Origin of the sequence: Micromonospora sp. NPDC020750 (assembly GCF_044334565.1) — a bacterium.
Taxonomy (GTDB): Bacteria; Actinomycetota; Actinomycetes; order Mycobacteriales; family Micromonosporaceae; genus Micromonospora.
Map to the genome: position 1 here is coordinate 975388 of NZ_JBIRTH010000001.1, position 14675 is coordinate 990062.

General features: G+C 74.1%; 14 protein-coding genes. 8 read left to right on the top strand and 6 right to left on the bottom strand.

Translation table 11 applies throughout. The features are described from left to right. Nucleotides 1–187: 187 nt before the first annotated feature. On the bottom strand, nt 188–1063 hold the full coding sequence (locus ACH4T9_RS04460) for an FAD:protein FMN transferase (RefSeq protein ID WP_396669762.1): 876 nt from the start codon (nt 1061–1063) through the stop codon (nt 188–190). Nucleotides 1064–1285: 222 nt separating this feature from the next. Here ACH4T9_RS04460 and ACH4T9_RS04465 point away from each other — a divergent pair, with 222 nt between their 5' ends. Both ACH4T9_RS04465 and ACH4T9_RS04470 read left to right on the top strand, forming a co-directional pair. After that, a complete protein-coding gene (locus ACH4T9_RS04465; RefSeq protein ID WP_396669763.1) occupies nt 1286–2317 on the top strand; it encodes a 3-isopropylmalate dehydrogenase in 1032 nt (343 codons plus the stop codon). A 183-nt stretch (nt 2318–2500) separates the two neighbouring features. After that, nucleotides 2501–3598 carry a branched-chain amino acid aminotransferase gene (locus ACH4T9_RS04470; RefSeq protein ID WP_396669764.1) on the top strand — a complete coding sequence of 366 codons (1098 nt, stop codon included), beginning with the start codon at nt 2501–2503 and terminating at the stop codon, nt 3596–3598. A gap of 102 nt (nt 3599–3700) precedes the next feature. Here ACH4T9_RS04470 and ACH4T9_RS04475 read toward each other — a convergent pair whose 3' ends face one another. The 4 genes from ACH4T9_RS04475 to ACH4T9_RS04490 form a co-directional block, all read right to left on the bottom strand. Further along, nucleotides 3701–4441 (bottom strand): tyrosine-protein phosphatase, encoded by a 741-nt coding sequence (locus tag ACH4T9_RS04475; RefSeq protein ID WP_396669765.1) that lies wholly within the window; start codon nt 4439–4441, stop codon nt 3701–3703. An 84-nt stretch (nt 4442–4525) separates the two neighbouring features. After that, on the bottom strand, nt 4526–4984 hold the full coding sequence (locus tag ACH4T9_RS04480) for a PRC-barrel domain-containing protein (RefSeq protein ID WP_396669766.1): 459 nt from the start codon (nt 4982–4984) through the stop codon (nt 4526–4528). A gap of 162 nt (nt 4985–5146) precedes the next feature. After that, a complete protein-coding gene (locus tag ACH4T9_RS04485) occupies nt 5147–5677 on the bottom strand; it encodes a carboxymuconolactone decarboxylase family protein (RefSeq protein WP_350885845.1) in 531 nt (176 codons plus the stop codon). 2 nt (nt 5678–5679) lie between these two features. Continuing rightward, the gene (locus tag ACH4T9_RS04490; RefSeq protein ID WP_161687773.1) at nt 5680–6240 is read right to left on the bottom strand and encodes a peroxiredoxin; all 561 of its coding nucleotides are present in this window, start codon (nt 6238–6240) and stop codon (nt 5680–5682) included. Nucleotides 6241–6611: 371 nt separating this feature from the next. Here ACH4T9_RS04490 and cimA point away from each other — a divergent pair, with 371 nt between their 5' ends. Then, nucleotides 6612–8195 carry a citramalate synthase gene (gene cimA / locus ACH4T9_RS04495; RefSeq protein WP_396669767.1) on the top strand — a complete coding sequence of 528 codons (1584 nt, stop codon included), beginning with the start codon at nt 6612–6614 and terminating at the stop codon, nt 8193–8195. 70 nt (nt 8196–8265) lie between these two features. Here the strand turns inward: cimA and ACH4T9_RS04500 are convergent, their stop codons facing one another. Beyond that, nucleotides 8266–9222: an endonuclease/exonuclease/phosphatase family protein gene (locus tag ACH4T9_RS04500; RefSeq protein WP_396669904.1), complete on the bottom strand. Its 957-nt coding sequence runs from the start codon at nt 9220–9222 to the stop codon at nt 8266–8268. Nucleotides 9223–9894: 672 nt separating this feature from the next. Here ACH4T9_RS04500 and ACH4T9_RS04505 point away from each other — a divergent pair. The 5 genes from ACH4T9_RS04505 to ACH4T9_RS04525 all read left to right on the top strand — a co-directional run bounded on the left by ACH4T9_RS04505 (nt 9895) and on the right by ACH4T9_RS04525 (nt 14667). Next, a complete protein-coding gene (locus tag ACH4T9_RS04505; protein ID WP_396669768.1) occupies nt 9895–10419 on the top strand; it encodes a hypothetical protein in 525 nt (174 codons plus the stop codon). A gap of 174 nt (nt 10420–10593) precedes the next feature. Continuing rightward, on the top strand, nt 10594–11643 hold the full coding sequence (locus ACH4T9_RS04510; protein WP_387016601.1) for an AAA family ATPase: 1050 nt from the start codon (nt 10594–10596) through the stop codon (nt 11641–11643). A 95-nt stretch (nt 11644–11738) separates the two neighbouring features. Then, nucleotides 11739–12752 (top strand): DUF58 domain-containing protein, encoded by a 1014-nt coding sequence (locus ACH4T9_RS04515; RefSeq protein WP_396669905.1) that lies wholly within the window; start codon nt 11739–11741, stop codon nt 12750–12752. Next, a complete protein-coding gene (locus ACH4T9_RS04520; RefSeq protein ID WP_396669769.1) occupies nt 12749–13708 on the top strand; it encodes a VWA domain-containing protein in 960 nt (319 codons plus the stop codon). Before ACH4T9_RS04515 ends, ACH4T9_RS04520 begins: the two co-directional genes overlap by 4 nt. Nucleotides 13709–13803: 95 nt before the next feature. Next, nucleotides 13804–14667 (top strand): S1C family serine protease, encoded by an 864-nt coding sequence (locus tag ACH4T9_RS04525; RefSeq protein WP_396669770.1) that lies wholly within the window; start codon nt 13804–13806, stop codon nt 14665–14667. Nucleotides 14668–14675: the final 8 nt, after the last annotated feature.

Below are 14675 nucleotides of genomic sequence, written 5' to 3' on the forward strand. Positions count from 1 at the left end.
GTCGACCCGTCTTCGGGTGACGCGGTTGACGTCCACCCCGGCCCGGGTCCGCACCCCTCGATTGCGCGAGCCACGCGCACTCGTCGCTGACCGGCCCCCACGGCCGTTGCCGAGACCGTGGGGGCCGATCGCGGGTCACCCACGGCCGGGAGCGAAGACCGGCCGCCGAGGGTGGCCCGGTCGGATCTCAGCGGCGGCGGTGCGCGAACAGCGCCCGGTAGTCCGACCCGTCGCGGAACCAGTCCAGCCCCGCCGGGCCCGCGGCGTAGAGCGCGGTGGCGTAGGCGTCGGCCACCGCCAGGTCCGGCCCGATCACCGTGGCGGCGTCGAGCTGGTCGGCGGGCTCCCCGGTGTGCGGGTCGACCACATGCCCCCGCCGTCCGGTAACCCCGGAGGTGCCCACCGCACCGGCCGTCATCTCCAGCACGAGCGGAGGCCGGCGGGAGTCGGTCGGGTGGTGCACGGCCACCCGCCACGGGCCGCCGTGCGCGGCGTGCCCGCGTACCACCAGGTCGGCGCCGGTGAGCACGGCGTAGTCGTGGATGCCTGCGGCGCGCAGCCGGGCCGCGGCCCGCTCCACCGCCCAGCCGCCGAGCAGGCCGCCCGGGTCGAAGCCGCCGGGCACCGCCCACGCGTCGAACCAGCCGTCGGTCGCCGCCCGCATGGCGGCGCACCGGTCCACCAGGTCGGCCAGCGGTGGGTACGACTCGGGGCTGATCTCCCCCCGGCGCAGCCGGGAGACGAGGCTGTCGCGCCGGTTCGGGCCGTAGGTGAGGTCGATGGCGCGCAGCTCGGCGACGGCGTCGGCGAGCGCCTCGCCCACCCCGCGCCGGCCCAGCCAGCTCGGGGCGTTGAGCAGCAGGGAGTACTCGGCCGTGCTGGTGCCGACGGTGTGCTGCACGGCGATCCGGTCGGCGGCGGTGCCACCGGCCCGGTCGAGGCGGTGGGTGCGGCTGCCCAGGCGCAGGTCGGGGCGGCGGCTGGCGAACGTCGACTGGTCCACCCACTGCGTGCGGGGCTGCTCGTCGACCCACCGGTGCCGGGGCTGTTCCTCGATCCGCATGGCAGTTGCTCCTTCGCTGACGGCGCCGCAGCGCCGCGACGAATCCCGTCCGGGCCCCGTGACCCGTTCACCACCGACCCTAAGCAGCGAAGTTGGCCGCACCATGAATCCCACCTGGGAGCCTGCTGTGCGTTCCAATTCCCAGAATGCGGAAGCATCGTACCGGGAGGCGGGACAGAGTCGTACCGTTGCGGAAGACGACGAGGCGAGGGAGCTCACGACGTGGCACGGATCGCGGTGGTGGCCGGGGACGGGATCGGATCCGAGGTGGTCGCGCAGGCCCTCAAGGTCGTCGACGCCGTCCTCCCCGGGGTGGAGACCACCGAGTACGACCTCGGTGCGGCCCGTTACCACCGCACCGGCGAGGTGCTGCCGGACTCCGTCCTGACCGAGCTGGCCGGGCACGACGCGATCCTGCTCGGCGCGGTCGGCGACCCGAGCGTCCCGCCGGGCGTGCTGGAGCGCGGCCTGCTGCTCAAGCTCCGGTTCGCCTTCGACCAGTACGTGAACCTCCGCCCGTCGCGGCTGTGGCCAGGCGTGGCCGGCCCGCTGGCCACCGTCAAGCCCGGCGAGGTCGACCTGGTCGTGGTCCGGGAGGGCACCGAGGGGCTCTACGCCGGCGCGGGCGGCTCGCTGCACCGGGACACCCCGGCCGAGGTGGCCACCGAGGAGAGCCTGAACACCCGGCACGGGGTGGAGCGGGTCATCCGCGACGCGTTCGCCCGGGCGTCCCGCCGCGAGCGGCGCAAGGTCACCCTGGTGCACAAGACCAACGTGCTGACCCACGCCGGGTCGCTGTGGGCCCGCGCCTTCGCGGCCGTGGCCGCCGAGCACCCGGACGTGGCCACGGAGTACCAGCACGTCGACGCCGCCGCGATGTTCCTGGTCACCCAGCCCCAGCGGTACGACGTGGTGGTCACCGACAACCTCTTCGGCGACATCCTCACCGACATCGCCGCCGCGGTCACCGGCGGCATCGGGCTGGCCGCCAGCGGCTGCATCAACCCCACCGGGGCGTACCCGTCGATGTTCGAGCCGGTGCACGGCTCCGCGCCGGACATCGCCGGCCAGGGCATCGCCGACCCGGTGGCCGCCGTGCTCTCCGCCGCCCTGCTGCTCGACCAGCTCGGGCACGCCGACGCCGCGACGCGGGTGACCGCCGCCGTCGGCGCGGAGCTGGCCGGCCGCGCCCCGGGCGTACCGTTGCGCACCGCCGAGGTGGGCGACCGCCTCGCCGCGCACGCGGCGGCCTGACGGCGGCTCCGCCCCGCCCCGATGCCCCGAGGAAAGGGCGTCTGAACAGCCGGAACGCCCGTTCGGGGCGTCCGTCCCGCCGGTACGCGGCTACCCGCTGAACGACCGTTCGGGGTAAGTTTCTGGCACCAGTGAATCCGGCGTGCGGTCCCGGCCGCCGTCGTCCCCAGGGAGGTCCGCGCGATGAGCGGTGGTGACATGCTCGACTTCGAGATCCGTCCGAATTCCACGCCGGTATCCGCCGTGGACCGGGCCGCCCTGCTCGCGAACCCGGGCTTCGGCCGGGTCTTCACCGACCACATGGTCACCATCCGGTACGCGGACGGCAAGGGCTGGTACGACGCCCGGATCGAGGCGCGTGCGCCGATCCCGATGGACCCGGCCGCCGCGGTGCTGCACTACGCACAGGAGATCTTCGAGGGCCTGAAGGCCTACCGCACCGGCGACGGCGCGGTGACCATGTTCCGGCCGGAGGCCAACGCCACCCGGTTCGCCGAGTCGGCGCGCCGGATGGCGATGCCGCAGCTGCCGCCGGAGACGTTCGTCGAGTCGCTGCGCCGGCTGGTCGAGATCGACCGGGAGTGGATCCCCGAGGGCGACGGGAGCAGCCTCTACCTGCGACCGTTCATGTTCGCCAGCGAGGTCTTCCTCGGCGTCCGCCCGGCCAACGAATACCTCTACGTGGTCATCGCCTCCCCGGCGGGGGCGTACTTCTCCGGCGGGGTCAAGCCGGTGACGGTGTGGGTGTCGCCGGACTACACCCGCGCGGCCCCGGGCGGCACCGGCGCGGCCAAGTGCGGTGGCAACTACGCGGCCTCGCTGGCCGCCCAGGCCGAGGCGATCGAGGCCGGCTGCGACCAGGTGGTCTTCCTCGACGCCGTGGAGCGCCGCTTCGTCGACGAGCTGGGCGGGATGAACGTCTTCTTCGTCTACGACGACGACACCCTGGTCACCCCGCCGCTGACCGGCACCATCCTGCCGGGCATCACCCGCGACGCGATCCTCACCCTGGCCGCCGAGGCCGGCCACCGGGTCGAGGAGCGGCCGGTCAGCTTCGCCGACTGGCAGGCCGACGCGGCCAGCGGTCGGCTGCGCGAGGCCTTCGCCTGCGGCACCGCGGCCGTGGTCACGCCGATCGGCAAGGTCCGCTTCTCCGACGGCGAGTTCATCGTCGGTGGCGGCGACCCGGGCCGGGTGACCACCGACCTGCACCGACGGCTGGTGGACGTCCAGCGCGGCCGGGCCGCCGACCCGCACGGCTGGGTCACCAGGGTCCTCTGAGCACCGGCCCCGATGCCCGGGGCGCCCGCCGCCCCGGGCATTTCCCGCCGCCCCACCGCGCCCGGCGGCCGTCGCCGGGTCGGGGAGCGGCCGGGTCGGAGGTCAGTCCAGCAGGTGGTCGCGGAGGGCGGTGAGTTGGGCGTCGGTGACGCCGGCGTGCCGCAGGTACTCCTCGACGGAGCCGTGTCCCGCGCGCAGCTCGGTCAGGAACAGCGCCATCGCCTCGGCCGGGGACGCCAGGAACGGCGCGGGGAGTTCCTCGGCCTCGGGGGTGGTGGCGGCCACCCAGGCGCTGAACCGCGCCGACGCCTCCGTGCTCAGCGCGTAGTCGGCGACGATGTCGGCGTCGCTCACGCCGAGCACCGCGAGGGTCAGCGCGCAGACGATGCCGGTGCGGTCCTTGCCGGCCACGCAGTGCACGACGACCGGGGCGGCGGCGCCGTCGGCGATCAGCCCGACCGCCTCGGCCAGCCCGGCAGCGCCGGTCCCGGCGAGGGCGGCGTACCGGTCGGCGAGGTAGCGGGCCAGGCTCGAGCCGGGCTCGTACTGCGACTCCGTCCACGGGGTGTGCTCCGGGTGGATGTGCCGGTAGGTGAGCCCGTCCAGCTCCGGCACCCGGCCGTCCCGGGCCACCTCGTCCGGGCGGCGCAGGTCGATCACGGTGCGGACGCCGAGGGCGACGAAGGCGTCCCGGTCGGCGCCGTCGATCCGGTGCGGTGAGTCCGAGCGGTAGAGCCGTCCCCAGGCGACGGTGCGCCCGTCGCCCGCCGGGTAGCCGCCGACATCACGGAAGTTGAACATCGCGGAGAAGGGAATCCTGCGGGTTACCTCGATCGCGTCCACCCTGACACGGTAACGGCCGGTGGGGGTGAACCCCACCGGCCGTGACGGTGAACCTGGCCCCGCCGGCCGGGCCGGCGGCCCCGCTCAGCGAGCGGTGCCCGGGGGCAGGTTGCCGTAGCTCTCGTCGTAGTAGCCGCCGAGCTTGTCCCGGTACGCCGGGTCGCTGTGGCTGTCCTCGTCGTACTCGGGCGCGGCCTTGATCTGGTCCTTGTCGCGGTCGACGTGCACCTTGCGCTCGTCGTGGTCGACGTGGTTGACCGTGCCGGCCGGCAGCATCACCTTCTTGCCGAAGATCCACGGGCCGGTGTCGACCACGAGGTAGCTGCTGCCGACCTCGTGACTCGCGCTGTCGATCTTGCCGATGCCGCCGTCGGTGGCCTCGACCTTGTAGCCGACCAGGTCGGCGTCGGCCGCCGACGCCCGGTCGCGGTAGCTCCACGGGTCGAACGCGCCGGCGGGGGCGCCGCCGGCGACCGAACCCTGCCCGCCGTGGGTCATGGGCTCCGGCGTGCCGTGTGTGGTGTGCGGGTCGAGCCTGTCCATGGGGTGCTCCTGCCTCGACTGTCGTAGTCGTCTCGGAGAGGGGGTGTTCTCGTTGTCCGAAATACACCTACCCAGCCCGGTCGGCTCCTACACACGTACCGCCGGAAACGCCGACTCCGCCGGCACCGCGGTAGCGGCGCCGGCGGAGTCGGGGCGGCGGGCTCAGGCCAGCGCGGCCTGCGCGTCGAGCGCCACCGCGGCGGCGTGCACCACGGCGGCGATCCGCAGTCCCTCGTGCACCTGCTCGCGGGTGAAGCCGGCCCCGCGCAGCGTCTTCTCGTGCGACTCCAGGCAGACGCCGCAGCCGGTGATCGCCGAGACGGCGAGGCACCACAGCTCGAAGTCGCCCTTCTCCACACCCGGTCGGGCGATGATCTGCATCCGCAGCCGGGCCGGCATCGACGCGTACTGGTCGTCGCCGATGAGGTGCTTGGCCCGGTAGTAGACGTTGTTCATGGCCATGATCGTGGCGGCGCCCTTGGCCGCCTCGACCGCCTCGGGGGTGAGGTGACCGGCGGCCTCGGCGGCGATCTCCCGGAGCACCACCGGGTTGCGCGCCGCTACGGCGCAGGCCAGCGCGGTGCCCCAGGCCTGCTCCGGCTTCAGCGTCGAGGCGCCGACGGTGGAGCCGAGGTTGAGCTTGATGTCCTTGGCGTACTCCGGCAGGGCTGCCTTGACCGCGTCGAGACCCATCGTCAGGCCCCGGCGCCGGCGAGCAGCTTGGTGGCGTCGAGGGTGTCGCCGCCCTTGTTCCAGTTGCACGGGCACAGCTCGTCGGTCTGCAGCGCGTCGAGCACCCGCAGCACCTCGGAGACGTTCCGGCCGACCGAGCCGGCGGTCACCATGGCGAACTGGATCTCGTTGTCCGGGTCGACGATGAAGGTGGCGCGCTGGGCCACGCCGTCCTCGCCGAGCACGCCGCAGTCGGCGGTCAGCTCGCGCTTGATGTCGCTGAGCATGGGGAAGGGCAGCTCGCGCAGGTCCGGGTGGTCCTTGCGCCAGGCGTAGTGGACGAACTCGTTGTCGACCGACACGCCGAGCACCTGGGCGTCCCGGTCGGCGAACTCGCCGTTCAGCCGACCGAACTCGGCGATCTCCGTCGGGCAGATGAAGGTGAAGTCCTTCGGCCAGAAGAAGACAACCCGCCACTTGCCCTGGTGAGACTTGTGGTTGATCGACTCGAACGCGTTGTCGGCGTCGAGAGACACGCAGGCGGTGAGTTCGTACTCGGGAAAACGGTCACCGACAGTGAGCACGGGGTCCTCCTTGGCAGCGGCACGAGGCCGTAACTGGATCTGTTCCAGATACTGCCGCAGCGGTGTTTCGGCTTGATAGCGGCCAGGTGACTTGTGAACCCGATCACCGGCGGCGGGTTCTGCCCCGCAGGTGAGGGCGGATGAGGTATCGCAACCCTGCGTCACCGTCCCGACATGTGGATTGTGCCTCCCAAAACGGTGGGGCGGGTGGCAGAGTGGTGATCGTGACCAGCAGCGTCGTCATTATCGGCACCTAGCGCGCCCGGCCTCCCTCCGCCGAGCGCGCAGACCTCCCGCATCCGCGGGAGGTCTTTTTGTTGGTCCCACCCCGCCCCGCCGCCCCGTCCCACTCGCGCCCGAGAGGACCCTCCATGACGTTCCAGGTCTACGACACGACGCTGCGCGACGGCGCCCAGCGAGAGGGGCTCACCTACTCGGTGGTCGACAAGCTGGCCGTCGCCCGGCTGCTCGACGAGTTCGGGGTCGGCTTCATCGAGGGGGGCTGGCCGGGCGCCGTGCCGAAGGACACCGAGTTCTTCCGCCGGGCCCGCACCGAGCTGGACCTGAAGCACGCCCAGCTCGTCGCGTTCGGGGCGACCCGCAAGGCGGGCGTCGCGGTGGCCGACGACCCGCAGGTCCGGGCGCTGCTGGACGCGCGTACCCCGGCCGTCGCGCTGGTCGCCAAGGCCGACCTGCGGCACGTCGAGCGGGCGCTGCGCACCACCGCCGCCGAGAACCTGGCGATGATCCGGGACACCGTGACCCACCTCGTCGCCGAGGGGCGGCGGGTCTTCGTCGACGGCGAGCACTTCTTCGACGGCTACCGGCACGACCCGGCGTACGGGGCGGCGGTGGTCCAGACCGCGCTGGCCGCCGGCGCCGAGGTGATGGTGCTCTGCGACACCAACGGCGGGATGCTGCCCTCCCAGGTGACCGCCGCGATCGCCGACCTGGTCGCGCGGACCGGCGTCGATCCCGGGCGGCTCGGCATGCACGCCCAGAACGACACCGCCTGCGCGGTGGCCAACACCATCGCGGCCGTCGAGGCCGGCGTCCGCCACGTCCAGGGCACCGCCAACGGGTACGGCGAGCGCCCCGGCAACGCCGACATCTTCGCCGTCGTCGCCAACCTCCAACTCAAGCTCGGGCTGCCGGTCCTACCGGACGGCTGCCTGGAACAGATGGTGCGGGTCTCCCACGCCATCGCCGAGATCGCCAACATCGCCCCCGACACCCACCAGGCGTACGCCGGGGCCGCCGCCTTCGCTCACAAGGCGGGGCTGCACGCGAGCGCGATCAAGGTGGATCCGCTGCTCTACAACCATGTGGACCCACGCGTGGTGGGCAACGACATGCGGATCCTGATCACCGAGATGGCCGGCCGGGCCAGCGTCGAGCTGAAGAGCCGCGAGCTGGGCCTGGACCTGGCCGGCCATCCGGAGACCCTGTCGAAGGTGACCAGCCGGGTGAAGGAGCTGGAGGCCGAGGGCTGGTCCTTCGAGGCCGCCGACGCCTCCTTCGAGCTGCTGGTCCGCTCCGAGCTGCCCGGCGCCGCGCCGACCCGGCCGTTCGCCCTGGAGTCGTACCGGGTGCTGGTCGAGCACCGCGAGGACGGCGCGGTCGTCTCCGAGGCCACCGTCAAGATCCGGGTGCGCGGCGAGCGGGTGATCGCCACGGCCGAGGGGAACGGCCCGATCAACGCCCTGGACGAGGCACTGCGGGTCGGCCTGTGCCGGCACTACCCGGAGCTGCGCGACTTCGAGCTGGCCGACTACAAGGTGCGCATCCTGGAGGGCAGCCACGGCACCGGTGCGGTCACCCGGGTGCTGGTGGAGACCGCCGACGGGACGGGCCGGGACTGGACGACCGTCGGCGTGCACCCGAACGTGGTCGAGGCGTCCTGGCGCGCCCTCGTCGACGCGCTCACCTATGGCCTGGACCGCGCCCACGTCTGAGCGGGGGCGCGGTGCACGCTGGGCCGGTCGGTGACCGCGTCGTACTGCCCGACGCGCAGGGGCCGCTCGCTCACCCGCCCGTTGGGGGTGGGGCGGGCACCCGCAGCCCCGCCAGGACCGCGCGGTGGTCGCTGCCCGGCAGCGGGTGCACCGCCACCGACCGGACGGCGATCCGCCGGTCCACCAGCACGTGGTCGATCGTCACCGGCGGGATCAGGTCACCGTCGTAGGGCCCCCAGGTGCCGGTGAGCCCGGCGTCGGCGGCGTCGGCGGCGTCGGCGTACCCGGTGGCCAGCAGGGAGCGCAGCGGCGCGTGGTCGAGGGTGGCGTTGAAGTCCCCGGCCAGGATCGACAGCCCCGCCGTCGGGGTGGCGGCCGGCTGCGCCTCCAGGTCGGCACGCCAGGCCCCGACCTGGTCGACCGCGTACGGGGCCGCCGGGTGGGCCGACTCGATCCGCACCGGCGGCCCGCCCGGCGGCAGCACCGTGCCGTACGCCTGGCTGAATCCCCAGCCGCCGCGGTTCTGCCGGATCCCGCCCCCGGCGATCGGGAAGCGGGCGTAGAGGCCCGAGCCGGTGGTGCCCACCTGCGGGTTGAGCTGCCGGTGGGGCAGCAGGCCGGCCAGGCCCAGCCGGTCCAGCTCGGTTGCCGCGCCCGGGGTGAACTCCTGCACGGTCAGCACGTCGACCCGGTGCGCGCGGACCAGGTCCACCACGGCGCCGGCGTCGGCCGCGCCGGCCAGCAGGTTGGCGGTGAGCAGCCGCAGCTCCGGCCCTTGCGCGGCGGGCCGCCCGCCGGGCAGCGCCCGGGGCGCGACCGTCCCGATCAGCGCCACCGCGACCAGGGCCGCGACCGCCGCCGGCCAGCGGCGTCGCAGGGCGAGCGCGAGCAGCAGCGGCACGGGCGTCCAGGCCGCCACGTACGGGGTGAAGGCGACCGCCTGCACGAGCGGGCCCCGTTCCAGGCCGGTCAGCCGGACCGCCGCCCAGGCCAGCCCGGGCGCCACGGCCAGCCAGCAGAGCCACACGCGGGCCCGGGCACCCCGGTCGAACCCGGGCGGCGCCTTCTCGGACGTGTCCACGGCGACACGCTAGCGCCCGTGTCGAGGTGCGGGAGACGCCCGCCACGTCTCCGGCGGCGGGCAATCGCGATCGCCGCCAACCGGAACCGGCTGCTGCCGCTGCCGCTGCCGCTGACGGTGACGGTGACGGTGACCGGATATCTACCGACGGTGGTGGGTGACGCGACGGCGGTGGCCCGACCGGCGGTGACGACGTGGACGACTCAGCTCCATAGGCGCCGCCCCACGGCATCGGCCGCCTCGCCCCGGCCACGGTCCCCGGGCCGACCAGGGACCGCACCCGTGAAAACGCAATGACCCTGAGCCTGGGCGCCTTTCGTGAATTTCCCAGCGCTCATGTTTCGCAATTCTCCGATCGCCTGAATAAATCCGAAACGCCGTGGTCATCTATTGACCCTGCACTTTTCCCGGTGCTAGTTTCCACCTGGTTCCAGCCCTGGTGTTCTCGGCAGTAGTAGCTGCTCAGAGGTCGTCTGGTGGCCCGCTTTTCGGCACGGTCAATGTGTCGGCGGCGGCTGTGCCGACGCTTTACGAAACACCGATCAGGCTCGGAGGCTATCCGACTCGTTGCCTGACGAGCCGGTCGTTTCGACACGGTCGACAAAAGGGGGACCTGTCATGGCGAGATTCATTTCCGGTAGGGCGGCTGCGGTCACGTTCGGCGTGCTGGCGCTGACGCTGACCGGTGGCGGCATCGCCGCCGCCCAGACGACGACGGCGAAGCCCGCGGCCCAGACCGGGCAGCCGGGGGCCCGCCCCGCCGCGCGGGTGGGCCAGCCGACGGTGACGCCGGCCGAGGCGGCCCAGGCCAGGGCGGCGCTGCGGGACGTGAGCCCGTCCTTCGTGGCGGGCTCCACCTCCTTCGCGGTGGTCAGCAGCGCCGGCGTGCTGCTCCGCGGGCACGACGCGGTCTCCGCGACCAGGTACGGCCCCGGCCAGTACCAGGTCATCTTCAACCACAGCCTGGTCCGGGGCGCGTACGTGGCCAACGTCGGCGATGCCGCCAACTGCTGCGTCCCGCCGGCCGGCGAGGTCTCGGTCGCGCCGCGGCTCGGCACGCCGAACGGCGTGTTCGTGCAGACGGTCGACTCGACCGGCGCCCCGTCGGACCGACCCTTCCACCTGGCGGTGTTCACCCCCTGATCCATGCCACCCGACGACGCCGGCCCCCGGTGGGCCGGCGTCGTCGCGTCCGCTACCGGACCCGGGGCGTGCTTCGCGGCGGATGGCGACGGTCGCCCCGGTCAGGGGGACAAAGGGCCACCGAGTGGCGTAATTTCCGACGTTTGCCGGACCGCCGCCCGGGAAGCAAGCACCGTGACGGACATCTCGGACACCCTGGCCAGCCTGCCCAGCCCGGTCGATCCCGATCCGACCGGCGCCGAGCTGCAACAGACGCTCTTCGAGGTCAAACGCGTGATCGTCGGGCAGGATCGGCTCGTCGAACGCCTGCTCACCGCGCTGCTCGCGAACGGCCACTGCCTGCTGGAGGGCGTCCCCGGCGTGGCCAAGACACTCGCCGCGCACACCCTCGCCACCGTGGTCGGCGGAACCTTCTCCCGGATCCAGTTCACCCCGGACCTGGTGCCCTCAGACATCGTCGGCACCCGCATCTACCGGGCCTCGAAGGAGAGCTTCGACGTCGAGCTAGGCCCGATCATGGCTAACCTGCTGCTCGCCGACGAGATCAACCGCGCCCCGGCCAAGGTGCAGTCCGCGCTGCTTGAGGCGATGGCCGAGCGGCAGGTCTCCATCGGCGGGCGGAGCTGGCCCGTCCCCGACCCGTTCCTGGTGCTCGCCACCCAGAACCCGATCGAGTCCGAGGGCGTGTACCAGCTCCCCGAGGCGCAGCGCGACCGATTCCTCCTCAAGATCGTCGTGGACTACCCGGGGGACGCCGACGAGCTGGCCATCCTCTATCGGATGAGCGCCGGCCGGCCGAGTCCGCGCCCGGTCCTCGACCCCGGCCGGCTGCGCGCGCTGCAACGCCGGGCCGGCGACGTCTTCGTGCACCACGCCCTCGCCGAGTACGTCGTCCGGCTGATCCTGGCCACCCGGGACCCGGGCCGGTTCGGGCTGCCCGAGATCGCGCCGTTGCTGGCGTACGGGGCCAGCCCCCGGGCCACCCTGGGTCTGGTCGCCGCCGCCCGGGCCCAGGCGCTGCTGCGCGGCCGGGACCACGTGCTGCCCGAGGACGTCCGGGAACTGGCGGTGGACGTCCTCGCCCACCGGCTGGTGCTCTCCTTCGACGCGGTCGCCGACGGGGTCTCCGCCGAGGCGGTGGTGCGCCGGCTGGTCGACGCGGTGCCGCCGCCCCGGATCGCCACCCACCACACCGGGTACGCCACCGACCTGGCGGCGGCGTGAGGGGCCCCGCCGTCCCGCCCGCGCGGGGCGGGACCACGCGGTCGTCGAACGGCACCCCGCCGACGTGGAGCGGGGCCCCGCCGGCCGACCCGACCCTGGCCGACCCGACCCTGGCCGACCTCGCGCCGGGCGGGCGGCTGCGCCGGCTGGAGCTGACCGTCACCCGCCGCCTGGACGGGCTGCTGCACGGCCAGTACCGCGGGCTGCTGCCCGGTCCGGGCAGCGAGGTCGCCGGCAGCCGCGAGTATCGGCCGGGCGAGGACGAGGTGCGCAGGATGGACTGGGCCGTCACCGCCCGGACCACCGTCCCGCACGTCCGCGAGGTCGACGCCGACCGGGAGCTGACCACCTGGCTGCTGGTGGACGCCAGCCCCAGCATGGAGTACGGCACCGCCGAACTGGACAAGCGCGAGCTGGCGGTGGCCGCGGTGGCGGCGGTCGGCTTCCTCACCGCCGGCTCCGGCAACCGGCTCGGCGCCCAACTGCTGGCCCCGCACGGGCTGCACCGGTTCCCCGCCCGCAGCGGCCGGACCCACCTGCTCGGGCTGCTCCGCACGTTGCTGTCCGCGCCGCGCGTCGGCGGGTACGAACCGGACACCGCGCCGCTGGCGCCCCCGGACCTGACCGACGGGCTGGCCGCGGTGGGGCGGGTCGCCGCCCGACGTGGCCTGGTCGTGGTGGTCTCCGACTTCCTCGACGGCCTGCCCGACGACCCGGCGGCCCCGCCACCCTGGGAGGCGCCGCTGCGCCGGCTCGCCGTGCGGCACCAGGTGCTCGCCGTGCAGGTGACCGACCCGCGTGAGCTGGAGCTGCCGGACGTCGGCCTGATCACCCTGGTCGACCCGGAGACCGGCCGGCGGCGGGAGGTGTGGACCGGCGACCCCCGGCTGCGCGAGCGGTACGCCGAGGCTGCCGCCGCCCAACGCGACCAGATCAGCCAGGCGCTGCGCCGGTGCGGGGCGGCCCACCTGCCGCTGCGCACCGACCGGGACTGGTGCGCCGACATCGTCCGGCACGTGCACGCCCAGCGCCGGCTCGCCCTGGCGCCGGCGGCGAGCGGGGGCGGCCCGGCGCGGGTGCCGGGCGCGGCGCGGGGAGGTGCCGCGTGAGCTGGCAGTCACCCGCCCGGCTCTGGCTGCTGCTCGGGGTCGCCGCCCTGGCCGCCGGCTACCTGCTGGCCCAGCGCCGCCGCAGCCGGTACGCCGTCCGCTTCACCAACCTGCGGCTGCTCGACCGGGTCGCCCCGCACCGCCCCGCGTGGCGCCGGCACCTGCCGGCGGGCCTCTTCCTGGCCATGCTGGCGCTGCTGGTGGTGGGCTTCGCCCGGCCGCACGACGAGGTGCGGGTGCCCAGGGAACGGGCCACCGTCATGGTGGCCGTGGACGTGTCCACCTCGATGCTCGCCTCCGACGTCGAACCGGACCGGCTCAGCGCGGCCAAGCAGGCCGCCCGGCGGTTCGTCGACGGCCTGCCCGACGAGTTCAACGTGGGGCTGGTCGCGTTCGCCGGCAGCGCTGCGGTGCTGGTGCCGCCCGGCACCGACCGGGAGGCCCTGCACGAGGGCATCGACCGCCTCGCCGAGGGTGCCACCGGCGTGCAGGGCACCGCCATCGGGGAGGCGATCAACACCTCGCTCGGCGCGTTGAAAGGGCTGGACAGTCAGGCGGCCAAGCAGCCACCGCCGGCCCGGATCATCCTGCTCTCCGACGGGGCGAACACCTCCGGCATGGACCCGATGGAGGCCGCCGACGAGGCGGTCGCGGCGAAGGTGCCGGTGCACACCATCTCGTTCGGCACCCCGTCCGGGTTCGTCGACCGGGGCGGCCGACCCATCCAGGTGCCGGTGGACGGGCAGACCCTCAGGGCGGTCGCCGATTCCACCGGGGGCGGCTTCCACGAGGCGACCAGCAGCGCGGAGCTGCGGGCGGTCTACGACGACATCGGCACCTCGGTCGGCTACCGCCGGGAGCGGCAGGACGTCTCCGCCCGGTTCATCGGGCTCGGGCTGGTCCTCGCGATGGGGGCCGCGGCGGGGTCGATGCGGTGGTTCTCCCGGCTGCCCTGAACCGGTCGGGCGCGGGTCCCGGCACGTCAGCACGCCGACCCTTCCGGGTTCCCGAGACGGACATCCGCGGTGACAAGGACGTGAGGAGCGCACGCATGGCAGTGCAGACCGGACTGGGCGAGCCGCGCGGACCGTGGTTCGTCTCGCCCGAACTCGACCCGGACGGACGGGGCCGGTGGGACGTACCCGGTCAGGAGGGGGGCGGCCGGCGGCGCGGCTGGCGGGACCGGCTGCTGGCCGCGGCCGGGGTGGTCGCCCTGTCCACCCTGTCAGGCGCGGCGGCCGGCATGTGGGTCGCCGACCAGGCCGGCGCGCCGGGCCCGTCGGCGGCGTCGGCGGCCCCGGTGCCCGCCGAGCTGGTCACCGCCGCCGAGCGGACCGTGCCGGGCGTGGTGTCGGTGCTGGTCGGGGGCGGCTCCGGCGCCGGGGCGACCGGCTCCGGGTTCGCCATCGACGACCAACAGCACCTGATCACCAACGACCACATCCTGGCCAAGGGCGGCGGGACAGCGGTCACGGTGGAGCTGCCGGACGGCCGGCGGTTCCCCGCCGAGGTGGTCGGCCGGGAGCCGGGCAGCGACCTGGCCGTGCTCCGGGTGCCCCCGGACGCCGGCCTGGCCCCGCTGCCGCTGGCCAAGCCGGGCGCCACCCGGGTCGGCGAGCCGGTGCTCGCGGTCGGTTCCCCGCTCGGGCTGGCCGGCACCGTCACCGCGGGCATCGTCAGCGCGCTCGACCGCCAGGTGCGGCTCGGCACCAACCGGCACCGGGCGGTGCAGACCGACGCGTCGATCAATCCGGGCAACTCCGGCGGCCCGCTGGTCAACGCCCGGGGCGAGGTGGTCGGGGTGAACACCGCCATCGCCACCATCGACGGCAGCGGCTCGATCGGCATCGGCTTCGCCATCCCGATCGAGCAGGTACAACAGACCGCCGACACCATCATCGGCAAGGGCGGCTGAGCTGACCG

Excerpts from the sequence above, each read along its gene's own strand:
- cimA (WP_396669767.1), top strand. The coding sequence starts at position 6,612 with ATGACGTTCCAGGTCTACGACACGACGCTGCGCGACGGCGCCCAGCGA.
- ACH4T9_RS04485 (WP_350885845.1), bottom strand. The coding sequence starts at position 5,677 with ATGGGTCTCGACGCGGTCAAGGCAGCCCTGCCGGAGTACGCCAAGGAC.
- ACH4T9_RS04525 (WP_396669770.1), top strand. The coding sequence starts at position 13,804 with ATGGCAGTGCAGACCGGACTGGGCGAGCCGCGCGGACCGTGGTTCGTC.
- ACH4T9_RS04480 (WP_396669766.1), bottom strand. The coding sequence starts at position 4,984 with ATGGACAGGCTCGACCCGCACACCACACACGGCACGCCGGAGCCCATG.
- ACH4T9_RS04460 (WP_396669762.1), bottom strand. The coding sequence starts at position 1,063 with ATGCGGATCGAGGAACAGCCCCGGCACCGGTGGGTCGACGAGCAGCCC.
- ACH4T9_RS04505 (WP_396669768.1), top strand. The coding sequence starts at position 9,895 with ATGGCGAGATTCATTTCCGGTAGGGCGGCTGCGGTCACGTTCGGCGTG.
- ACH4T9_RS04470 (WP_396669764.1), top strand. The coding sequence starts at position 2,501 with ATGAGCGGTGGTGACATGCTCGACTTCGAGATCCGTCCGAATTCCACG.